Source organism: Ensifer meliloti (genome assembly GCF_030064585.1).
GTDB lineage: Bacteria > Pseudomonadota > Alphaproteobacteria > Rhizobiales > Rhizobiaceae > Sinorhizobium > Sinorhizobium meliloti.
On sequence record NZ_CP120365.1, the window covers coordinates 1,174,161 to 1,195,139 of the forward strand.

Below are 20,979 nucleotides of genomic sequence, written 5' to 3' on the forward strand. Positions count from 1 at the left end.
TTCCTTTCCCTAAGGTGTTGTTGCCCGGCAACTCAGATCGCCCGGGCTACGCGTTGCAAAATGTCGAGATAGCCGCCGACGTCCCAGGCGGAGCGGCCGATGAAGAGCCCGTCGATATGGGGTTGGAGGATCAATTCCTCGCAGTTCTGAGGATTGACGCTGCCGCCATAGAGCACCGGAACCTTCACGCCGAGTGCACGCTCGGCGACTTCGCCAATGAGGCGATGGCGGGCGTCCGCATAGTCGGCGGTCGCCGGTATGCCGTTGACGCCGATCGCCCAGACGGGCTCGTAGGCCAGAAGAACGGGCGCCTTCCGCGCCGCGCCTTCGAGAAAGGCAAAGGCGCCTTCCACCTGGCGCTTCAGGACAGTATCCGCCTCGCCCGCTTCGCGTTGCGCGAGAGTTTCGCCGATGCAGATCAACGGCACGAGCCCATGCTTGACGGCGGCTGCCGTCTTCAGGCCCACGGTGCGGTCGGTCTCGCCGAAATGCTCCCGCCGCTCGCTGTGGCCGAGCTCGACGATGTCGAGATCGCAATCGCTCAGCATGACCGGGGAAATTTCGCCGGTCCAGGCGCCGGCATCGTCCCAGTGCATGTTCTGCGCACCGACCTTGACGCTCGTCGCCTTAAGCCTTTCCTTCACCTGCCGCGCGGCGGTGAACGGAGGAATGACGAAGCGCTGTATCCGCTGATCGCGCACATCGTCGGCGGCAGCAAGACCGTCGGCGAAGACCATTGCCTCGGCCAGCGTCTTGTTCATCTTCCAGCTCGTGCCGACCCAGAGACCAGACTTGCTCATGCGTTCTCCAATATTTTCCTGACGTCGATCCTGACGAGCTTGACGCCGGCGTCACCGAGCGCCGCCGCATTCCCCTCGGACACTTCGTTTCCGGTCAGCACCGCATCGAAGGCCGTGAGCCCCGTCAGAAAATGCAGGGCCGACCGGCCGAACTTGCCGTGGTCCACCAGGAGATATTTGCGGCTGGCGGATTTCACCATTTGGCGCTTGATCTGCACGACCTCCTGATCCTGGTGGAAAGCTGACGCGCCCTCGATGGCCGAACTCGACAGGAAGGCCACGTCGGCGCGCAGCGAGCGCAGCGCCTCCTCGGTGACGACACCAAAAAAGCCGTTGAATTTCTTGCTGTATTGCCCGCCGAGCGCGATCAGGTTGATGCCCGGGGCCCCCGAAAGATCGGCAATGACGCCGAGATTGTTGGTGATGACGGTGAGCGGGCGAATATCCCTGACAAACCCTGCGATCGCGCCGGCCGTCGAGCTGTCGTCGATGATGATGCTCTGGCCGGGCTCGATCAGCGTCGCCGCATGTTCCGCAAGGCGGCGCTTCTCGCCGGTCGCGATCTTTTCACGGTACCGGAAATCGCTTTCAAATTGCGGGCTCGACTGAATGGAAGCGCCGCCATGGACCTTCCGCAGGAGCCCCGCCTGCTCGAGATCGTCAAGGTCGCGATGAACCGTCATCTTGCTGACGCCGAAGCGAAGGGCGAGTTCTTCGACGGAGGCTGTCCCAGCCTCCATCAGAACATCCATGATCGCCTGGCGTCTGTCTTCCGGTTTCATCGTATCGTCCCGTCAGGTGCAGCCTCCGCTGCGCCAAGGGAAAGGTAACATTATTATGTTATTTTTCAACTCAAATCTGGGATTTTGTTACATTCCCATGTGATATTTCTAAGCATTGAATCCTGTGTCGATAAACGGCTCCCAGAATTCAACAGACTCCCGGATCATCTCCACCACGTTGCGATCGGTCGGTTCCCGCTCCCGGAAGGAGAGCTCTAGGCAGATCTCGTTGTCCGTGCCGCCTCCCCTCCTGACGGCGTCGAGCAGTCGCTCGGGCGTGATCCTGCCGTCCTTGTTGTAGACGGCCGTGAAGGGCCAGTGTCCGCCCTTGTTCATCGAGGACTGCTTGACGTGGATGATCGGCGACTGCCGCGGAAAGGCCTCCGCCCAAGCATAGGGATCGACATCGGCGGCGTTCGGCGATGTGACGTCGCCATGGTCGATGTCGACCATCATCCTCATCGGGATCGGCAGGTCGGCTGCCGCCAGACGCCGGTCGAGTGCCCTGCACTCCTCGATCGTGTGGCCGAACTCGCGGCCGACCGACATCGGCTCCCAGAAGACATAGGAAAGGCCCGCGGCCTTGGCGTGCTCCGCCACCTCGCGCCAGCATTCGATGGCGATCGTCATCAGCTCCTCCCGACGCGCCGGGTCGTGATAATCCCTGAGCGTGAAGATCGCGAATTGCGTGCCCATGCCGGAAGCGCCGAGCTCGGCGGAGATATCGGCGAAGGTCTTGAACCAGTCGACATAATAGCGCCGGACGTCCGCGTCGGGATGTCCGAAATGATTGAGACGGCCATAGGGGCCGGTCATGCCGGAGGTGATCTTCACGCCGGTACGCCCGAGCGCCCTTCGAAACTGCCGGAGCGTCTTGTTGATCGTCGCCGCCGGCCAGCCGGGATTGACGAATTCATGGGTGAGCTGGACATGACCGATACGGATCTTCTCGGCGATGGTATCGATCAGGTCGTCCGCCTCGGCAAAGCGGTTGACCAGAGGATTGGTGTTGAGCGACAGCGTGAAGGCCATTGCCGGCTCCTTGCTACCAGAGGAATTTCGGGAGGATGAAATCGGGGCTCGCGCCGTGCTCCCGGAAGAGCTGCCGGCGCTCCGCGTCCGACCGCTGCTCGAGAATTCCGGTGGCGACGAGCACCGAGCCGAGCCCGGCCGCCGCAGCCCCGGCAATGTCATGCTCGACGCTGTCGCCTATGGCACAGACGCGCCGCGGGTCCGGCCGCCCGAGAAAATCGAGCGCGAAGTCGTAGATGTCGGCAAACGGCTTGCCGATCCAGCGGACAGGACCGCCCAGCTCTTCGTAAAGCTCGGCGATGCGACCGGCGCCGAAGGCCGGGCCGCTCCTCGTCAGCATCACCTTGTCCGGGTTCGTGCAAAGGCACGGGATGCCCCGCCGGGCCGCCGGGCCCAGCAGATCTTCGTAATAGGAAAGCGGATGGATATCGCCCTCGCTCCCCGCCAGCAGCACGATGTCGGCATCCTCACCGCTCTCGGTGCGGACGAGGTTCAGCCCCTTGAGCGGCGACTGATCGCCATCGCGGCTGATCAGAAGGCATTTGCGCGCTGCGCCACCCTCGCCTTCGGCCTCCCGTTTCAAGAGCTGCCAGGCAACCTCTCCCGAGGTCAGGAACCAGTCCCAGCTTCCGCCCTCGAAACCGAGCGCCTCCAGCCGCCGGTCGTTCTCGGCCGAGCGCTTGCCGGAATTGGAGAGGATGATGACCCGCTTTCCGGCCTGCTTGAGGCGGACAAGCGTTTCCGCCGCACCCGGATAGGGTCCGCGCCCGTCTCTCAGGACTCCGTATTGATCCACGAGGAAGGCATCATATGCGTCTGCGACCGCAGAGAGGGCTGGTATTTCCCGGACGACGCTCATAGCACCCCCGCCTCTTTCGCTCCGGAAAGCGCCAGGCGAGCGGCGCCGGCAGCGGCCTCCTCCGATAGCACCGGCAGGAAGGGAACGGAGAGCCTCCGTTTTCGGATTTCGGTCCACACCCCGTTCTTCGCGCCGCCGCCGACGGTGCGGATCGAGCCCAAGGCCGGGCTGCCGAGGGATACGAGCCGCTCATAAGCAAGACGCTCGACGCCCGCGATGCCCTCGAAGATCGCCTTCAGGAATTCGGCGTCCTCCGTCGGGCGCGGTGCCATGCGCGGCATGAAGGCGGGATCGGCCACCGGAAACCGCTCGCCGGGTTTCAGCAGCGGATAGAAGTCGAGGCCCGTGTCGCTCGCCGGATCGATTTGCTCCGAAAGCTCGGCGATCCGATCGTTGCTGAAATGCGCGGCGAGAACCGCGCCGCCTGTGTTGGAGGCGCCGCCGGCAAGCCACATGTCGCCGATCCGGTGGCTGTAGAGCCCGAATTCCGGGGCAAAGAGCGGCTTGTCGGAGAGCATCTTCACAGTCAGCGTCGTGCCCAGCGCACTTACGGCGTCACCCGGCCGGTCAGCCCCGGTCGCAAGGAAAGAAGCGCAGCCATCCGTCGTACCCGCGACGATAACGGTTTCGCTCGGCAGGCCGAAGGCTTCCGCCGCGGCAGGCGAGATCGTCGCGACCGGCGCCCCCGCCGGCAAAACATCGGGCAGAAGATCGATACGCGCGCCGGTCCGCGCAAGCCATTCCGGCCAGTTGCGGGCAACGGGATCGTAGCCGGTCTTCAGCGCGTTGTTTTCGTCGCTGACGTCATAAAGCCCGGTGAAATGGCCGGCAATCCAGTCGGCCTGGTGGATGACACGGAAGACCTCCGAGAGCGATTGGAAGGTCAGCAGCTTGGCGAGCCCCGATGTCGCGCCATGTGCCGCGCTCTCCTTGGGCGCATGAACGGCGATGCGCTCCAGAATGGCGGTGTCGCCGACCGGGTCGTTATACATGAGCGGCGTCGCGAGCGGCGCGCCGTCCGCAGCGACCGGGAGCATGGTGCCCGACGTGCCGTCGATGCCGACCGCACATATGTGCGAGCCGTCGATCGCTTCGAGTGCCTGCGCAAGCGCGGCCTGAACCGCCCTCCACCAGCCGAGCGGATCGCGATGGTCATCGGAAAAGACGGCAAGCCTGGCGGCGCCCGATGCGACGATCTCGCCTGCAGCCGTCATCGCCACGGCACGCGCACCGGACGTGCCAAGGTCGATTCCGAGAACGAGCTTGCCCCGCCCGCTCATTGCAGCACCTGCCCTGCACGGTTCAGCTGCTGGCGGTATTTTTCCGCGTCCCAGCCGAGAAGTTCCGCGTTTTCCGCATCGGTGAGATAGCGCAGCCTTGCACCATCCGGGATTCGCGCCGTCACGTCCGAAAGGCAGCGCGCCATGGCGAGCGCGCCGGCTGAGATATCCTTGAGCACCAAGGCGCCCTTGCCGGGAAAGAGAAGGACCGGCGGCAGGCTCTCTCCGGCGCGACGGAAGCCCTCTTCGAGAGAGAGCGCGTTTTCTCCCGGAGCGGCGACAACCGATCCCTTGCCGAGAAAGATCACGTGGTCCGGATAGAGGCTGCCTCCCGCGGCAATCCTGCAGCTTTCGAGGTCGGTCGCGGCATCGTGGATCCGCCCGTCGTCGGGCAGGCGATAGGCGCTGTTGACCGCAAGGCGCGACAGCGCCTCCAGGTCGGCGGAAGGCGCCTGCCGCACCGGCACGGCAAAGCGTTGGGATACCTCTGCGAGAAGACGCGCCGCGTCCCCGACCGTCTCGGCGGCGACGGCGAGCCCGTGATTTCCGAGCACCAGGACCGAGGTGTCTTCCCGAATCCGCTCGGCGATTGCCTTGGCAAGCGGCAGCCCCGGCCTGGCATAGGGAACGAAGGCGTAGGGAATGCCCTGAAGCTTCTCCCCGGCAATCGCCGCCGCGTCGGCGTGAACGGCGGTCGCGATCGTCTCGACGCAATGAACGTGAACCACCACCTTCTGCGGCATCAGCGCGTGGACCGTGGTTTCGATCGACGGCCTAAGGCCCGAGGGGTTCAGATCCCTGACGACGAAATCCTGCGCCTTCTCCGTCGCCGGGTCGTCCCGCTCCAGCGCGTCGAGCAGCGGGTCGAGCGCGACCGGCACCATCACGTCGCGCCGACGGGCATGGGCAAGCCACAGGCCGGAAGCCTTGATCCAGAGGGTTCCACCCTCCTTGATCGAGGTATTGCCGCCCGCGCCCTGGACGAGATCCGGATCGGCGCCGACACGCGCCGACAGATCGAGAAGCGCTTCGAATTCGGAGCTTCGCAACATCAATTCTTCCTTCTCACGCCGCAGCCTGCTGGCCTTCGAACCAGCCGCTGAAGGCCCGCTTCTCGGCTTCGCTCATGTGCAGGCCGTGCTTCGTGCGCCGCTCGATCAGGTCCTCCGCCGTGCGCGCCCATTCATTCTCTATGAGGAAGCGGGCTTCCCGCTCCCGGAAGAGCGGGGTGAACGCCGTTCCAAGCTCGTCGAGCGAGGTGGCGCCGCCGATCAGATCATGCGCCCGCGTGCCGTAAAGCCGGGCGTAGTGCTTGGCGAGGTCCGCCGGCAGCCATCGGTAGCGCGCGCGCAGTTCGCCGAGGAACTGGTCGAAATCCGCATCCGCCATGTCGCCGCCCGGTAGATGCGCACGCGCCGTCCAGGCCGGGCCCATCGTGGGAAAGAAAGGCCTCAACCGTTCGAGCGCGTGCTCGGAGAGCTTGCGGAAGGTCGTGATCTTGCCGCCGAACACCGAGAGCAGCGGCGCTTCCTTCCCGGCGGCGTCGAGCTCGAAAATATAGTCGCGTGTCACCGCCGACGGATTTTCGGCATTGTCGTCGTAAAGCGGACGCACACCCGAGAAGCTGTGAAGGATGTCGCCCGGCGCCAATTGCTGCTTGAAATAGCGGTTCACCGATTTCAGGAGGTAGGCGACCTCGTTTTCGTCGGCCGTGACGTCCTCAGGCCGCCCGTCATAGGGAATATCCGTGGTGCCGATCAGCGCCAGATCGTTCTGATAGGGATTGATGAAAATCACGCGCTTGTCTGGGTTCTGGACGAGATAGGCTTGCCGCCCCTCCCAGAACTTCGGCACGACGATGTGGCTGCCCTTGACGAGGCGCACGCTGCGGCTCGAATTCAGTCCGGCAACCCGGCCGATCACGTCGTTGACCCAAGGCCCGGCGGTGTTGACCACGCAGCGCGCCTTGGCCTCCGTCTTCGCGCCGGTCTCCGCATCGGTCATCTCGACGTGCCAGAGGTCGCCGCGCCGGCGAATACTGGTGCAGGCGGTGCGGGTCAGTATCCGGGCGCCTTTCTTTTTCGCGTCGAGCGCGTTCAACACCACGAGTCGGGCATCGTCCACCCAACAGTCGGAATATTCGAAGGCCTTGCGATAGGCCGGCTTGATCGCAGCGCCTTCCGGGGCCGTGCGCAGGTTGAGCACCCGCGTGCCGGGGAGACGCTTGCGGCCGCCCAGGTGATCGTAGAGGAAGAGGCCGAGCCGCACGAGCCAGGCCGGCCGGTCGGCGGGATTGTGCGGCAGCACGAAACGCATCGGCCAGATGATGTGAGGTGCGGATTCCAGCAGAACCTCGCGCTCGATCAGGGCTTCGCGCACCAGGCGGAACTCGTAATATTCGAGGTAGCGTAAGCCGCCATGGACGAGCTTGCCGGAGCGGGAACTCGTGCCCTGCGCCAGATCGTCCTTCTCGCAGAGGAGGACCGAGAGCCCCCGCCCTGCCGCGTCGCGGGCAATGCCCGCCCCGTTGATGCCGCCGCCGATGACGAAAAGGTCGTATGTGCCGGTTTCGGAACTCACGTGCTTGTCTCCTGTCGTCGTCATGCGGTCAGGCGGCCTCGCCCTTGGGTTTGTCCTGATGGCCGTAAGTGGCAAATCCCTCCATGACGCCGGCGATTTCCTCCTGCGGCAGGACCACCGGACCGCCGATCAGGAGCGCGTGGTAATATTGCTTGGCGATCGTCTCGAGCTCGACCGCCGCCCACATCGCCTTTTCCAGGCTCGAACCGGTCGCGATCATGCCGTGATTGGCCATGAGGCAGGCGGAACGCCCCTCCATCGCCTTCAGCACGTTTTCCGACAGCGCCTTCGTGCCATAGCGGGCGTAATCGGCGACGCGCACGTCGGAACCGCCGAAGGCGGCGATCATGTAGTGACAGGCGGGAATCGGCTTGCGCGCCATCGCGAGGATCGTCGAGAAGGTCGCGTGGGTATGAACGACGGCGCCGACATCCGGCCGCGCCCGCAGAATGTCGAGGTGGAAGGGCCATTCGACCGAGGGCTTCTTCGGCCCTGCCCAGGCGCCATACTCGCCCTCGATCGGCATGGCGACGATCATGTCCGGCGTCATCTCGGCATAGGGGATCGCAGACGGGGTGATCAGCATCGTGCCGCCGTGGCGCAGGCTGATATTGCCCGAAGTGCCCTGGTTGAGGCCGATCGCATTCATGTGGCGGCAATGGTCGATGATCGACTGGCGCAGTTGAAGTTCGTTCATCGTCCTACCTCAGCACGGATTGACCGGCGGCAGGCCGGCGATGTAGCGGCGCACTTCCTCTGCGGCCATTTCCGCCGCATAGGTCACGGTGCGCACCGACGCGCCCGCTATATGCGGCGTCAGCGTCACATTGGGAAGTTTCAAGAGCGGCCAGTCTTCCGGCACGGGCTCGACGGCAAAGGTCTCCAGCATCGCGCTTGCGAGATGGCCGCTGACGAGATTCTCGTAAAGCGCGTCATAGTCGCAGAGCGGCCCGCGGGCCGTGTTCACGAATATCGCCCCCGGCTTCATCTTCGCGAAGGTCTCCGCATTCATCATGTTCTTCGTCTCTTCGCTGACGCGCGGATGAAGCGTAACCAGGTCGGCGCGGGCAAGCAGTTCGTCCAACGCGACGTGTTCGACGCCGGCATTCCGGTCTTCGGCGCTGAGCTGCACATAAGGATCGTGGACGAGCACCTTGGTGCCGAAAGCACGAAGCAGCCGGACCACCTTGGTGCCGATATTGCCGTAGCCGATGACGCCGACCGCCATTTCGGAAAGCTCGCGGCCGGTGCGGTCGGCGCGGTAGAGATCGCCCCGCCATTCGCTTCGCCTCAGCGCCTCGTGCCCCACGCGGATGAGGCGCGTCTCCGCGAGGATGGCACCGATCGTGAATTCGGCGACGGCGCTCGCATTGCGGCCGGGCGTATTGACGACGAGGACGCCCGCCTCGCGAGCGGCTTTCATGTCGATATTGACCGGACCGCCGCGCGAGACGGCGACGAGCTTCAATCCCGGCAGGTCGGCCAGCATGGTTCGGGACAGCGGCGCAAGCTGCGTCACGAGGATTTCGGCATCGCCGACGAAGTCGACGATGTCCCCGGGCTTGCCGAGATATTCCTTGAGGCCGTCCATCCCCTCGACGGCATAGCCGTGCTCCATCGGCACGTCCGGCCAGGGCAGCTCGAGCATGCTTATCTCATGCTCGTCGCCGCATGCCTCGACGATCTTGTCGCGAAAAACATCCGGCAGCATGAACCGGTCGCCGATAATGGCTATCTTCTTCATTGCGGTCTTTCCTGTTGGTTTCCCGTTCCGGCTGCGTGGGAGAGCGCATGCCAGACGGGTTGAAGCGCGAGGCGCGACTGCTTGTAAGCGGGGAAAAGCGCGTCATAGCGGCGCGCGAGCTCTTCATCCGCGGGTTCTGCCGGCCGATGGTGCGGCCGCACCCATTCGCGGACGCAGTCGGCCATGGAGGGATAGATGCCCAGAGAGACGGCGGCGATCATCGCCGCACCGGCGGCACCCGCCTCCTCGCGTTCGCTGGTCTGGATGCTGGCGCCGAGAGCCCCGCCGAGAATGCGGCGTAGCGAGGCGCTGCGCGCAGCTCCTCCCGACAGACGAACGCAGGCCGGCAGCGGCCCCATCGCGGCGTAACAGTCCCGCGAGGCAAAGGCGAGGCCGTCGAAGACCGCGCGCACCATGTCCCCGAAGCCGTGGTTGATCGAAAGCCCGACGAAGGAGGCGCGGGCCGAGGCATCGACAAAGGGGCCGCGCTCACCGGCCTCCGAAATATAGGGCTGGAAGAGAAGCGGAGTCTCGTTCGCCTCGGAAAGCCAGCCGTCCACATGGGCGAGCAGATCGTTCTTCGATTTCTCGATCCCCATGCCCTTCAGGAGACCTCCCGCGAACTGCAGGATCCAGTCGATATTGAGCGTCGCCGCCATATTCGACTGCATCTGCGCATAGGTGCCGGGTATCGGCATGCACATGGTGTAGCCGGTGTGATCCTGGTTGAGCCGGACATCGTCGGCGCCGGCCGCCAGACGCATGTGCATGCCCGTGGAGCCTATGATCGAGCAGCCCGTGTCGGTTCCGGGATCGTAAAGGCCCGCGCCGAGCGCCGTGCAGACGACGTCGACATAGCCGAGCACCACCGGCGTCCCCGCCGGCAAGCCCGTGGCAGCCGCGGCGGCGGCCGAGAGAGGGTGATGCGTGCTCGCCCCGTCGACGATTTCCGGCAGCAGGTGCTTGAGTTCGTTGAGACCGAGAAAGTCGATCACCTCATCGGAATACTGGCGCTTGCGGAAATCGCCGAAGGTGAAATTCGCTTCCGAGGGATCGGTCGCGCGCTTGTCCGTGAGATTGAAATAGAGCCAGTCCTTGCAATGGAAAGCGGTCGCAGCGCCTTGCAGCATCTCCGGCGCATGATCCTTCATCCAGCGCAACTGCGGGCCCTGCTGGCAGGCGGCAAGACCCGAGCCGGTGCGCGAGAAACGCTCCGCATCGCCGCTTTCGGCACGCAGGCGCTCGACGATTGCGCTCGCGCGCGCATCGAGCCAGAGCCAGCCCTTGCCCACCGGTTCGCCCTCTCTGTCGATCATCCAGGTGCCGTCCCCCTGACCGGTCACCGCGATGGCGGCAACACGGCCAGGGAGGTTCTCGATCCTGGCCGAGAGCTCGACCAGGGTTTTGACTGTGTCCGTCCAGGTACGCCGCAACTCCTGAACGCTGCCGGTGCGGCCCACCGCCTCATAGCTGTTCGGAACCGCCGTCATCGCCAGCTGCCGGCCGCCGAGATCGAAGGCGACCGACTTGATGACGGACGTCCCGGCATCGATGCCGATGAGGATGTCGCGCATCAGGCGAGCTCCTCGCCGTGCGAGATCGCCATACCGCTCTCGCTGTCGAACACGTGCAGGCTTGCAGGGTCGAGCCGGATGCCGATCGGCTGACCGATCTCCAGGCTGGTACGATCATGTTCGACCAGCACCATGGTGCCGCCGGCGAAATCGGCCGCGATATGGGTCTGGTCGCCGAGCCATTGATTGACGGCAACGCGTCCCGTCACCCCGTCTGCACTGCGCCGGACGGAATAGGGCCGGATGCCGAGAACCACATTCTGGCGCTTCATCAGCGCATCGCGGACGGCATGGGAGAAATCGGCGGCCTGATACTCGAGCCGGACGCCGTCCTTGAGGCCGAAGGTCACGCGAGCATCCGTGCCGCTGATGCTGGCCTCGAAGACGTTCATCGGCGGCTCGCCGACGAAGGTTCCGGTGAAGAGATTCGCCGGCCGTTCCTTGATCTTCTGGGGCGTGTCGAACTGCTGCAGCACCCCGCCTTCCATGACGGCGATCCGGTCGGCGAGCGCATTCGCCTCGGTCTGGTCGTGGGTGACGAGGATGGCGGTCAGCCCGCGCTCCTTGATGTAGTGCTTGATGCGGCCGCGCAGCACGGCGCGCAATTGCGGCTCGAGCTGGCCCATCGGCTCGTCGAGGAGATGCAGGTCGGCATCGCGGATGAGCGCACGCCCTAGGGACGCCCTCTGCTGCTGGCCGCCGGAAATCGAACTCGGATAACGCCCGAGAATATCCTCGATCTCGAGCAGCTTGGCGATGCTCGCTACCTTCTCTTCGACGACGCTCTGCGAAAGCTTCGACGCCTTGAGCGCAAAAGCTATGTTTTCGCGTACCGTCAGCGGCGGATAGAGCGAATAGCCCTCGAAGGCCATGGCGACGTTGCGGCGGACCGGCGCAAGCATATGCACCTGCCGGCCGGCGACCGAAATCGTGCCGCGCGATACCGGTTCGAAGCCGGCGATCATTCGAAGGGTCGAGGTCTTGCCGCAGCCGGAGGAGCCCAGAAGCGCGATGATCTCACCCTTCTTCACCTCCATGTTCAGCTGCTTCACGGCGTGAACGCCGTAGTCGACCGGACCATAGAACTTGTCGACGTTGTCGATCAAAAGAGCGGTAGCGTTCATGCCGCTTCTCCATCGCGCTTGGATGCCAGTTCGGAAGGAAGGATGCGCTGACCCGTCGCCTTGTCGAACAGAAAGGCCGCCCGACCGTCGACTGCGATATGCGCCGGTCCGGCGACCGGGCCGGGGGTGCCGGCAGGGCGGGACACCAGTATCTCGCGGCCGCGGGCGGTCAGCGCCAGCGTCACGGTCTTCTCGTTGAGCGGCGTTTCCGCCTCGACGGTCACCGGAATCGCACCATGCGCGCTGGCTTCGGCAAAAGCGATCGTCTCGGGGCGCAGGCCGAGGACGCACTGCTTTTCGATAATTTCCGCGCCGAAGCCCGGCAGGCGCAGCCGCATGTCGGAGAGTTCGACGAAGGCGCCGTCCGGACCGCGCTGCGGCACGACATCGAGCAGGTTGATGGTCGGATCGCCGAAGAGCCGGGCGATCTCGATGTCGGCAGGCGCGTTGTAGATTTCCGCCGGCGTGCCGATCTGGCGGATACGCCCATACGCCATGACCGCGATGCGGTCGCCGAGCGCCATTGCCTCCTTGTAGTCCTGCGTGACGTAGATGACGGTCGCCCCTTGAGCGGCAAGCAGGCGCGGCAGTTCCAGCCTCATCTCGAAGCGCAGCTTGGCGTCGACGTTGCGAAGCGGATCGTCGAGGAGCAGCAGCGGCGGCGAGCCCACGAGGGCGCGTGCAAGCGCCGTGCGCTGCTTCTGGCCGTTGGAGAGCGCCTTCGGATGATGGCTCAGCACATGATCGATCTTCAGGAGCTTTGCGACTTTGTGCACGCCGGCGGCGATCGTATCCCTGGACGACTTCCGCGAGGTCAGCGCGCTGGCGATGTTGTCGAAAGCACTCATATGCGGGAACAGCGCAAAGTTCTGGAACGCCATGCCGAGGCCGCGATGTTCCGCGTCCACGTCCGTCATGTCCTCGCCGCCGATCAGGACCCGGCCGCCATCCGGTTCGATGACGCCGGCGATCAGCCGAAGCAGAACGGTCTTGCCGGAACCGGACGGACCGAAGAGCACCAGTCGCTCGCCATTGGCCACGTCGAGCGAAAGATCGTCCAGGACCGTCTGGCTCTTGTAGCGCTTGACGATGTTTTTCAGTTGCAGCGTTGTCATTCGATTATCCCTTCACCGCACCGAGCGACAGGCCTTCGACGAGGTAGCGCTGGGCGTAGAGTGCGAGTGCGAGCGTCGGCGTGATCGAGAGCACGATCGCGGCGGCGATCTGGCCGTACTGGATGCCCGAGGCCGTGACGAAGGCCAGCGCGCCGACCGTCACCGGCTGCTTGTCTGCGGAAGCCAGCACCAGGGCGAACACGAAATTGTTCCAGGCGAAGATGAAGGCGAGCAGACCGGCCGCTGCGATCCCGGGACCTGCCAGCGGCAGGGCGATCTTGCGGAACGTCGAGAACCAGGAGTGGCCGGCGATGCGATAGGCATATTCGACATCGGCCGAGATATCCTCGAAATAGCCGCGCACGATCCAGAGAATGAGCGGCAGGCAGATCAGCTGATAGATCCAGATGAGACCGAAATAGGTGTTCGAGAGGCCGAGCCACTGAAAATACTGCGTCAAGGGCAGCAGCACGAGCAGCGGCGGCGCAAAGCGGAAGGAGAGCAGCGTGAAGGCAATGTCCTCCGACCCCCTGAACTTGTGCCGCGCGAAGGCATAGGCCGCCGGCACGCCGAGGACCAGCGCCAGCGCTACGGAAGCGACCGACAGCAGGACAGAATTGCCGAGATTGCGCATGAAGGCGATATCGAGCGTGCCGGAAGCGGTCTGGAGTTTGCCGGTGATCAGCGCCGCATAATTCTCGAGCGTCGGCGTGAAGACCACCGATGGGGGTATTCTCAGGATCGTCTCGTTCGTCTGGAACGACATGAGGAAGATCCAGACGATCGGGAACATGAAGAAGACGACGACCAGGGTCAGCGCGACGCCGCGCAGGAGCCTTTCGATCGGAGAGGTGGTTTCCATTTTCGGCCTCCTTACGCTTCGCCGCGGGCGCGTTCGCGCAGCCGGAGCCAGTTCTTGATGAAGATGTTCGAGAGCGCGTAGGTGATCGCCCACAGGATGATCAGCAGCGCCGCGGAACGCCCCACATTGGTCGACTGGAAGAAGTTGAGGTAAGCCTCGACCTGGAAGACCGTCAGCGTGTCCCCGGGTCCGCCCTGCGTCATCGCGTAGATGATGTCGAACTGCTGGATCGAATCGAGCAGCCGGAAGAGCGTCGCAGTCAGGATATAGGGCGTGAGCATCGGCAGGGTGATGCGGAAAAAGACGAAGCTGCGCGGCACGCCGTCGAGCGCGGCGGCTTCGAATGGCTGCGTCGGCAGCGAGCGCAGGCCGGCGAGCAGCAGGATCATGATGAAGGGCGTATAGACCCAGATGTCCACGAGCACGACGGTCAGCAGCGCCGTGTCCGGCGACGATGCCCAGCGGAAGTTCTCGAGGCCCACGAGACTTGCGAGATAGCTCAGGATCCCGAAGCCGGGATTGGTCATCAGCTTCCACATCAGCGCCGCAAGCGCCGGCGCCGTCATCAGCGGCAGGAGCAGCATGATCGAGATGAAGTTGTTGACCGTGGAGCGGCGCTGCAGGAGCAGCGCAATGCCGAGACCGAGCAGCAGCTCCAGGGTCACGGTGACGCCGGCATAGAGCAGCGAGATCTTCAGCGTGTTCCAGAAGCCCGGATCGGTGAAGAAGTTCAGATAGTTCTCACCCCAGTTGAACTGGCGTGCCCAGGGCTGGCTGAGCCGGTAGCGCTGGAAGGAATAGATCACCGCCGTGAAGAACGGGATCAGGATACCGATGCACACGAGAAGCGCCGGCAGGGAGAGCACATAGGGCAAGGCCCTCTTGCTGATCCTGAACCTGCTGCCCCTTGGGCTGGAGTGCGTTACTGAAGCCATGGCCAGCTCCGTCTAAATGCCTGTGTCTATGACATAAGGGGTCGGCCGCGGCCGGCGCAGCCAGACCCCCTCTTCCATCTGTTTTTCGTGCCGAAACGGCGGCCCGCCGGCGGCGGGCTGGCCTGGAGCGGAAGGCGACGTCCGATGATGTCCGCCCGCTTCCGTTCCAAGCCGGGAGTGCGATCAGCCGAGCCCGGCTTCCGCGAGCTGCCGGTTGATGCTCTCGACAAGCCTGTCGAGACCCTCGTCGACCGGCACTTCCTTCGCCACCATTTTCTGCAGCGTCGCCGCCCATTCGGTGGTGAGGTCGAAGAAAAGCGGCTGGGGGGTGAAGTGGATCTTCGCGCCCGGCGCCGAAACGTCGTGCATTTCCACGTATCCCGGATAGCTCTTGTTCAGCCGCTCGCGGAAGATCTCGTCCTTCCAGACCGATGCCCGGACCGGGTTGACGAAGTCCATCTTGGTCGCGCCGAAGATCGCGTGCTCGAGACCCGATGCCCATTGCAGGAAATACCAGGTCGCATCCTTGTCCTTCGCGAAGTTGGACATGGCCAGCGACCAGATCCAGATGTTCGGCGTCGGAGCCTTTGCCTCCGGGTTGGCGGCAAACGGAGCGTAAGCGAGCTTGCCTGCCATCTTGTTGTCGCCGCCGTTCATGAAATAGCCGAGAATGTCGGCGTCGTAGATCATGGCGGAGGCGCCGGCGCCGAGGTCCGTGCCGACCTGATACCAGGTATAGGTCGACCAGTCCTTGGGGCCGCTTTCCTGGATCATCTGCACCCATTTTGCGTGGAAGGCCTTGGATTCCGCCGTGTTCATCGCGGCCGAAAGCTTGCCGTCCTCCGAGACGTTCAGATCCTTCTGGCCGAAATTGGCGTAGCCGGAAAGGAAGCCCGGATGGATGGTCGCCCAGGAACGGGAACCGCGCACGCCGATGCCGTAGACGCCGCCGCCTACGTCCTTGTTGAGCTTTGCCGCGGTGGCGACGAGTTCATCGAGGTTCTTCGGAACGCTGGCGCCGACCTTTTCGAACATCTCCTGGTTATAGGAGAGGTTGTTCTGCTCGTAGCCCCACGGAATGCACCATTGCTTGGCATCTTCCGAACCGAGCGCACCGCCCGGCTGGCCGTTCCATGCGCAGGAAGCCTTGACGCCCGGCAGGAAGTCGTCCCAGCCATATTGCGGATTTGTCTTCGCCGGATCCTTGATCCACTCGTTGAGGTCCGTGATCCAGCCGGCCGGACCGTAGGTCCAGGTCATATAGGCGCCGGTCATGAAGGCGTCGTATTCCGACGAGCCGGAAGAGAGCGCCGCCGTCACCTTGTCGAAATAGACATCCTCCGGGAAGACGTCATAGGTGACTTCGATGCCGGTCAGGTCCTTGAACGCCTGAAGATTGGCGATCATCGCATCCGCATAAGGATGCTTGTTCAGGAGCAGCTTCAGCGACTTGCCGGAATGTGCCTTCCAGTCGAAGTCGGCGGCAAGCGCCTGGGTCGACATCATGTTGAACAGGGTGCCGGCGGTGCCCGCCGTCAGGCCTGCCGCGCCAAGGCCCTTCAACAGGCCGCGACGGTCCACCTCTCCGCGCAGGAATGCGCCAATGAGGTCTTTCTCCTTGTCGTACATCTGTTCTCTCCTCCACTACGGGTAAAACTGCTCGACTGAGCTGCCGGCTACCCAACCGGTATTGCCTCCCCGGACCGCAGCGCCGATTTTCGTCGCTCCTCGGCCCATGTTTCTCAAGCGGCCAGCGTCTGCGCAGTGCGCTCGTCCGTGATGAGCCCGCTCAGGAATCCGCTCTCCAGGACCGCGCGTATAGGGCGCGTCTTGACCCTGCCCCCGGCAATCGCCACGGTGCGGCGGTTCTTCAGGTCCTGCCGGCCAAGCGTGAAAGTGCGGTTCGAAAGCGCGGTCTCGATCGGCCTGCCCTTCTCGTCGAAGAAGTGGCCGAGCAGCTCGCCGACGCCGCCCGCTTTCTGAATCTCCGCTATTTCGCGCATCTCGATCATCCCGGTCGCCACAAGCGACGCCTCGCGCTCGGCCGTGCCGATTCCGACCATCAGAAGGTCGGCCGACTTCGCGAGATCGAAGACCTCACGCACGCCGCGCTGGCTGAAAAGGACATCGCGATCCTCGACCGTGTTGGCGAAGAACGGCACCGGCATCACATAGGCTTCGGCGCCCGTGCGCTCTGCCAGGCGGTGGATCACGTCATGCGGATTGGCGGAGAATTTTCGCGTGAGCCCGCCGAGCAGCGAAACGAAGCGCGTATTGTTGCTCGCCGTGCGCGGCATGTACTCGATGCTGGCTGCGAGCGTGCGTCCGTGGCCGACGCCGATCAGCGCCGTCTCTCCGCGCTCGATCTCGCGCCTGAGAAACTGTGCCCCGGAGATGCCGAGCGCCTTCAGCGGCAGGTCGTCGCTGTCGAAGTCCGGGACCACCTCGCAATAGTCCAGGCCGTAACGGCTGGAAAGCTTCTGCTCCAGCTCGACACATTCGGAAACGTCCCCGTCGATATAGACTTTCACCAAGCCTTCCTGATTGGCCTTCATGATCAGCCGGTGCGCTTTGAGCGACGTCAGTCCCAGACGCTTGGCGACCTCGGCCTGGGTCAGCCCGCCCGCGTAATGCAGCCAGGCGGCGCGGGTCGCCATGCTCGCCTCGTCGTCACGGACAGCCATTCCGCCGATGATCGCCATATCCTCCACCCATGCTGCATTGCATGATAATTTTTGCAGCGCATGATATTTTTATCTCGATATGAAATAATTTTCATGGGTTGAAAAAATTGTCAAGTCTCAGTTGGTGGCATGCAGAAAAAACGCGGGCACATCGGGCGATGCGTTCCGCTGAGTTTTCGAAAAGCCAAGGGAGTCTGGTGAGCGGGAGAAGCGGAGGCCGGTCTCTCTACTGACCGAGATTCTTGATGTAGAGAGACAGGAGCTGGGTTTGCGAGGAAATGCCGAGCTTCCGATAGACGTTGCGGCGGTGGACTTTGACCGTGCCCGTCGAGATGCCGAGCTTCAATCCGATCGATTCGGAAGAATGCCCCTGAAGCACGAGTTCGATGATGGCGGCTTCCCGCTCGGTGAGGTTGAGATGCCGCCAGACCCCGTCTGCCGGCGGATGCGCCGCCTTCCGGCGGCCCCTGCCCTTTTTCGCGAGCGCCGTATCGAAGCGACGGTCGAGTTCCGCCCAATGATGGCGCACGAAAGCGGCCACCAGCGGCTCCGCCTTCTTCAGCAGTGCGAATTCCGTCGCGCTGAAGACGCCCGTCGCCTCCCGCCGCATCAATGAGAGGACGACGGTGACCTGTTCGCTGACCGGCACGAAGAAGCCGACCTCCTCGGCAAGCCCCGTCTGGACGTAGTAGGTCCGGTAGTATTCGCTCGAGAAGAAACGGTCGGGCGCCAGTTCCCGCATGCGCCACACGCCGGGCTTGGGGGCACGAGCGGCGTGATAGAACGGATCGAGCAGATAAGGTCCGGCCTGATAGAGGCTCACGAAGAGCACGTGATCCTCGGCGTCGAACGTACTGTAAAGGTCGAGCGGCGGTTCTTTTCCCCTGTAGGCGAAGACGACGACATAATCGAACGTCATCAAGGTGGACATCAGTCCCCGGAATGTGCAGCCGACAGCCTCGTCATCCATCGGCGCGCCGTTTACCAGCGGCGCCATCGCCTGAAAAAGTCTGTCGAGGTCGATGCCCAAACGGTTCTCCCGGCTCGCTCCGCCGCTCTGGGGTATACTCCTTCCACAGGGCGCTTTGGGTTGAAATACCTCTCTTGGGGTATATACCGGCCCGGGCGCTTTTGACTAGGCTATCCGATAATGACGGTGGAAGCGGCGGTGCATGAACCGCGAGCAATTCCAAGAACGACCGCAGGGAACAGACGTGACATCCGCTTCGACGAACGACATCGAATTCCGTTCGGTCGCCAAACGCTATGGCAGCGTGACGGCGGTATCGGACATCAACCTGACGGTGCCGAAGGGCGCCTTCGTTGCGCTGCTCGGCCCATCCGGCTGCGGCAAGACCACATGCCTGCGCATGATCGGCGGCTTCGAGCAGCCGAGCGAAGGCGTGGTCTATATCGGCGGCCAGCCGATGAACGGCGTGCCTGCCTATCGCCGGCCGGTCAACATGGTGTTCCAGCAATATGCGCTTTTCCCGCATCTCGATGTCGAGCAGAACGTCGCCTACGGCTTGAAGCAGATGCGTCCCCGTATCTCGGCGGCCGAGATCACCCGGCGCGCCCAGGAGGCGCTGGAGATGGTCCGACTCGGCGGCTTCGGCAAGCGCCGCATCCACGAAATGTCCGGCGGACAACAGCAGCGCGTGGCGCTCGCCCGCGCCATCGTCAACAAGCCGAAGGTGCTGCTCCTCGACGAGCCGCTCGCAGCGCTCGACAAGAAGCTGCGCACCGCCATGCAGATCGAGCTGCAGAGCCTGCAGCGCGAGCTCGGCATCACCTTCGTGCTCGTCACGCACGATCAGGAAGAGGCGCTCTCTATGAGCGACTTCGTCTGCGTCATGAGCACTGGCCGCATCGTGCAGATCGGGCCGCCGCAGGAGATCTACGACCGCCCGGCAAGCCTCTTCGTCGCCGACTTCGTCGGCAAGACCAACCGCATCGCCGGGACGATCGAACCCGGCGCCGGCGCGGTCCTCCTCGCCAATGGCGTCGGACTTGCCAAGCCTGCCCGCGCCAACGGCACGGCAGGCCCGGTCATGGTGGCGCTGCGCCCGGAGGCGATAAGCCTGGTGCGCGACGGCAGCGCTGCGCTGCGGGGCACGGTGACCCACCGCATCTTCCTGGGCTCGTCCGTCGAATATTCGGTCGAGGTCGAGGGCCTCGGCGATTTTCTCGTTACCGCCGACCGCCGCAGCCTGAACGACAGCGATCTCGCCGAACCCGGCGAAAGGATCGGGCTCAGCTTCGACCCGAATGCAATGCATGTCTTTCCGGCCTGAAGGCCCGATCTGCCGCAATCCATTGACGTCAACGATAAGGGAACAGCATCATGACCAAGTGGTACAGAGAGAATGCCCCGATCACCGCGGACAAGCTTGCCGACGAGCTGATGCGCCTGAAGCGCGGCTCCGTTTCGCGTCGCCACTTCCTTGGCGTCACCGGCCTCGGCCTCGCGACGGCCGTATTGGCGCGCCAGCCCGGCCTCTTCAACTCCGCCGCTTACGCCGCCGGCGACCTCGGCACGCAGATGTCGATCGCCACCTGGCCGAACTATCACGACCCCGCCACCTTCGAAGCCTTCACCGCCGCGACCGGCGTCGCGGTCGAAGTCAACGTCTTCGGTTCGAACGAGGAAATGCTGGCGAAGCTGCAGGCGGGCGGCACCGGCTGGGACCTCTTCGTGCCCACGAACTACACGATCTCGACCTATGTGAAGCTCGGCCTGATCGACGAGCTCGATCTTTCCAAGCTGCCCAACTACGACGCCTCGACGGAAAATGCCCGCTTCACCAATGAAGGCAGTGTCGACGGCAAGACCTATGCCGTGCCGAAGAACTGGGGAACCACCGGGATCGCCGTGAACTCCGACAAGATCAAGGCGCCGGTTGCGAGCTGGAAGGACTTCTTCGAGATTGCGATGACGGAAGCCGATGGCCGTGCCATGGTGCACGACTATCAGCTCACCACGATCGGCAATGCGCTGGTCTCGCTCGGCTTCTCCTTCAATTCGATCAAGGCCGAAGAGCTCGCCAAGGCCGAAGAGCTGCTGATCAAGGTCAAGCCGCATCTCTATGCCATCAACAGCGACTATCAGCCGTCGATGCGCGCGACCGATGCCTGGATGACGATGTGCTGGACCAATGACGGGGCCCAACTCAATCGCGACATGCCGGAGATCAAGTTCGTGCTCGGCAAGGACGGGGGCGAGATCTGGTCGGATTTCTACGCGATCCCGAAGAGTGCAGCGAACAAACCCGCCGGCTACGCCTTGCTCGATTACCTGATGACCCCGGCAAACGCCGTGAAGGAACACATCGCCAACGGCGCGCCGACGACCGACAGCCGCGTCATGAAGCTGCTTCCGGCCGATGTCACCTCGAACAAGATCGTCTATCCGGACGAAGCGGCCCTCACCCCGCTCGAGTTCGGCGCCGCGGTGACGCTGACGGATCCGGGCCGCGCCGAGCTGATGGCGCGTTTCAAATCGGCTTGAGCTCGCAATTTGCCCCTCACCCTAGCCCTCTCCCCGCTCGCAGGGAGAGGGGACAGGCTCGCGGCCGCCGCGAGTCCCCTTCGCCCCGCTTGCGGGGAGA

General features: G+C 63.9%; 19 protein-coding genes. 2 read left to right on the top strand and 17 right to left on the bottom strand.

Translation table 11 applies throughout. The features are described from left to right. Positions 1 to 32: 32 nt before the first annotated feature. The 17 genes from PZL22_RS12790 to PZL22_RS12870 form a co-directional block, all read right to left on the bottom strand. Positions 33 to 800: a triose-phosphate isomerase gene (locus PZL22_RS12790; protein WP_003537272.1), complete on the bottom strand. Its 768-nt coding sequence runs from the start codon at positions 798 to 800 to the stop codon at positions 33 to 35. Then, positions 797 to 1,582: a DeoR/GlpR family DNA-binding transcription regulator gene (locus PZL22_RS12795; RefSeq protein WP_003537273.1), complete on the bottom strand. Its 786-nt coding sequence runs from the start codon at positions 1,580 to 1,582 to the stop codon at positions 797 to 799. Before PZL22_RS12795 ends, PZL22_RS12790 begins: the two co-directional genes overlap by 4 nt. Before the next feature lie 108 nt (positions 1,583 to 1,690). Then, entirely contained in the window at positions 1,691 to 2,614 is a 924-nt protein-coding gene (locus tag PZL22_RS12800; protein ID WP_003537274.1) for a sugar phosphate isomerase/epimerase family protein, read from the bottom strand. A 13-nt stretch (positions 2,615 to 2,627) separates the two neighbouring features. Next, positions 2,628 to 3,473, bottom strand: coding sequence for a TIGR01459 family HAD-type hydrolase (locus PZL22_RS12805; protein ID WP_003537286.1), 846 nt, complete (start codon positions 3,471 to 3,473; stop codon positions 2,628 to 2,630). Then, positions 3,470 to 4,753, bottom strand: coding sequence for an FGGY-family carbohydrate kinase (locus PZL22_RS12810; protein ID WP_284718683.1), 1,284 nt, complete (start codon positions 4,751 to 4,753; stop codon positions 3,470 to 3,472). The genes PZL22_RS12805 and PZL22_RS12810 overlap by 4 nt, the downstream gene beginning before the upstream one ends. Continuing rightward, complete coding sequence (locus PZL22_RS12815) at positions 4,750 to 5,805, bottom strand: class II aldolase (protein ID WP_003537288.1); 1,056 nt, start codon at positions 5,803 to 5,805, stop codon at positions 4,750 to 4,752. Before PZL22_RS12815 ends, PZL22_RS12810 begins: the two co-directional genes overlap by 4 nt. 13 nt (positions 5,806 to 5,818) lie before the next feature. Further along, positions 5,819 to 7,357: a glycerol-3-phosphate dehydrogenase gene (locus PZL22_RS12820; RefSeq protein ID WP_003537289.1), complete on the bottom strand. Its 1,539-nt coding sequence runs from the start codon at positions 7,355 to 7,357 to the stop codon at positions 5,819 to 5,821. Positions 7,358 to 7,361: 4 nt separating this feature from the next. Continuing rightward, entirely contained in the window at positions 7,362 to 8,030 is a 669-nt protein-coding gene (locus PZL22_RS12825) for a class II aldolase/adducin family protein (RefSeq protein WP_127517385.1), read from the bottom strand. A gap of 9 nt (positions 8,031 to 8,039) precedes the next feature. Beyond that, entirely contained in the window at positions 8,040 to 9,077 is a 1,038-nt protein-coding gene (locus tag PZL22_RS12830) for a 2-hydroxyacid dehydrogenase (protein WP_003536384.1), read from the bottom strand. Then, the gene (locus PZL22_RS12835; protein ID WP_003536386.1) at positions 9,074 to 10,651 is read right to left on the bottom strand and encodes an FGGY-family carbohydrate kinase; all 1,578 of its coding nucleotides are present in this window, start codon (positions 10,649 to 10,651) and stop codon (positions 9,074 to 9,076) included. Before PZL22_RS12835 ends, PZL22_RS12830 begins: the two co-directional genes overlap by 4 nt. Further along, positions 10,651 to 11,775, bottom strand: coding sequence for an ABC transporter ATP-binding protein (locus tag PZL22_RS12840; protein ID WP_003536387.1), 1,125 nt, complete (start codon positions 11,773 to 11,775; stop codon positions 10,651 to 10,653). Before PZL22_RS12840 ends, PZL22_RS12835 begins: the two co-directional genes overlap by 1 nt. Further along, positions 11,772 to 12,890 (bottom strand): ABC transporter ATP-binding protein, encoded by a 1,119-nt coding sequence (locus PZL22_RS12845; protein ID WP_003536390.1) that lies wholly within the window; start codon positions 12,888 to 12,890, stop codon positions 11,772 to 11,774. Before PZL22_RS12845 ends, PZL22_RS12840 begins: the two co-directional genes overlap by 4 nt. Positions 12,891 to 12,894: 4 nt before the next feature. After that, complete coding sequence (locus tag PZL22_RS12850; RefSeq protein WP_003536392.1) at positions 12,895 to 13,752, bottom strand: carbohydrate ABC transporter permease; 858 nt, start codon at positions 13,750 to 13,752, stop codon at positions 12,895 to 12,897. Between the two features lie 11 nt (positions 13,753 to 13,763). Further along, positions 13,764 to 14,687: a carbohydrate ABC transporter permease gene (locus tag PZL22_RS12855; RefSeq protein WP_003536394.1), complete on the bottom strand. Its 924-nt coding sequence runs from the start codon at positions 14,685 to 14,687 to the stop codon at positions 13,764 to 13,766. 183 nt (positions 14,688 to 14,870) lie between these two features. Next, positions 14,871 to 16,316, bottom strand: coding sequence for an ABC transporter substrate-binding protein (locus tag PZL22_RS12860; protein WP_003536396.1), 1,446 nt, complete (start codon positions 16,314 to 16,316; stop codon positions 14,871 to 14,873). A gap of 113 nt (positions 16,317 to 16,429) precedes the next feature. Further along, a complete protein-coding gene (locus PZL22_RS12865; protein ID WP_003536397.1) occupies positions 16,430 to 17,389 on the bottom strand; it encodes a sugar-binding transcriptional regulator in 960 nt (319 codons plus the stop codon). 208 nt (positions 17,390 to 17,597) lie between these two features. Beyond that, positions 17,598 to 18,401, bottom strand: coding sequence for a helix-turn-helix transcriptional regulator (locus PZL22_RS12870; protein ID WP_284718684.1), 804 nt, complete (start codon positions 18,399 to 18,401; stop codon positions 17,598 to 17,600). 142 nt (positions 18,402 to 18,543) lie between these two features. Here PZL22_RS12870 and PZL22_RS12875 point away from each other — a divergent pair, with 142 nt between their 5' ends. Both PZL22_RS12875 and PZL22_RS12880 read left to right on the top strand, forming a co-directional pair. Beyond that, positions 18,544 to 19,665, top strand: a complete 1,122-nt coding sequence (locus tag PZL22_RS12875) for an ABC transporter ATP-binding protein (protein ID WP_003536399.1) — start codon at positions 18,544 to 18,546, stop codon at positions 19,663 to 19,665. A 50-nt stretch (positions 19,666 to 19,715) separates the two neighbouring features. Then, positions 19,716 to 20,879, top strand: coding sequence for a polyamine ABC transporter substrate-binding protein (locus PZL22_RS12880; protein WP_003536400.1), 1,164 nt, complete (start codon positions 19,716 to 19,718; stop codon positions 20,877 to 20,879). Positions 20,880 to 20,979: the final 100 nt, after the last annotated feature.

Coding starts and splice junctions, on each gene's coding strand:
- PZL22_RS12845 (WP_003536390.1), bottom strand. CDS start 12,890: ATGACAACGCTGCAACTGAAAAACATCGTCAAGCGCTACAAGAGCCAG.
- PZL22_RS12815 (WP_003537288.1), bottom strand. CDS start 5,805: ATGTTGCGAAGCTCCGAATTCGAAGCGCTTCTCGATCTGTCGGCGCGT.
- PZL22_RS12805 (WP_003537286.1), bottom strand. CDS start 3,473: ATGAGCGTCGTCCGGGAAATACCAGCCCTCTCTGCGGTCGCAGACGCA.
- PZL22_RS12795 (WP_003537273.1), bottom strand. CDS start 1,582: ATGAAACCGGAAGACAGACGCCAGGCGATCATGGATGTTCTGATGGAG.
- PZL22_RS12840 (WP_003536387.1), bottom strand. CDS start 11,775: ATGAACGCTACCGCTCTTTTGATCGACAACGTCGACAAGTTCTATGGT.
- PZL22_RS12850 (WP_003536392.1), bottom strand. CDS start 13,752: ATGGAAACCACCTCTCCGATCGAAAGGCTCCTGCGCGGCGTCGCGCTG.
- PZL22_RS12865 (WP_003536397.1), bottom strand. CDS start 17,389: ATGGCGATCATCGGCGGAATGGCTGTCCGTGACGACGAGGCGAGCATG.
- PZL22_RS12880 (WP_003536400.1), top strand. CDS start 19,716: ATGACCAAGTGGTACAGAGAGAATGCCCCGATCACCGCGGACAAGCTT.
- PZL22_RS12790 (WP_003537272.1), bottom strand. CDS start 800: ATGAGCAAGTCTGGTCTCTGGGTCGGCACGAGCTGGAAGATGAACAAG.
- PZL22_RS12860 (WP_003536396.1), bottom strand. CDS start 16,316: ATGTACGACAAGGAGAAAGACCTCATTGGCGCATTCCTGCGCGGAGAG.
- PZL22_RS12810 (WP_284718683.1), bottom strand. CDS start 4,753: ATGAGCGGGCGGGGCAAGCTCGTTCTCGGAATCGACCTTGGCACGTCC.
- PZL22_RS12835 (WP_003536386.1), bottom strand. CDS start 10,651: ATGCGCGACATCCTCATCGGCATCGATGCCGGGACGTCCGTCATCAAG.
- PZL22_RS12855 (WP_003536394.1), bottom strand. CDS start 14,687: ATGGCTTCAGTAACGCACTCCAGCCCAAGGGGCAGCAGGTTCAGGATC.
- PZL22_RS12825 (WP_127517385.1), bottom strand. CDS start 8,030: ATGAACGAACTTCAACTGCGCCAGTCGATCATCGACCATTGCCGCCAC.
- PZL22_RS12830 (WP_003536384.1), bottom strand. CDS start 9,077: ATGAAGAAGATAGCCATTATCGGCGACCGGTTCATGCTGCCGGATGTT.
- PZL22_RS12800 (WP_003537274.1), bottom strand. CDS start 2,614: ATGGCCTTCACGCTGTCGCTCAACACCAATCCTCTGGTCAACCGCTTT.
- PZL22_RS12875 (WP_003536399.1), top strand. CDS start 18,544: ATGAACCGCGAGCAATTCCAAGAACGACCGCAGGGAACAGACGTGACA.
- PZL22_RS12820 (WP_003537289.1), bottom strand. CDS start 7,357: ATGACGACGACAGGAGACAAGCACGTGAGTTCCGAAACCGGCACATAC.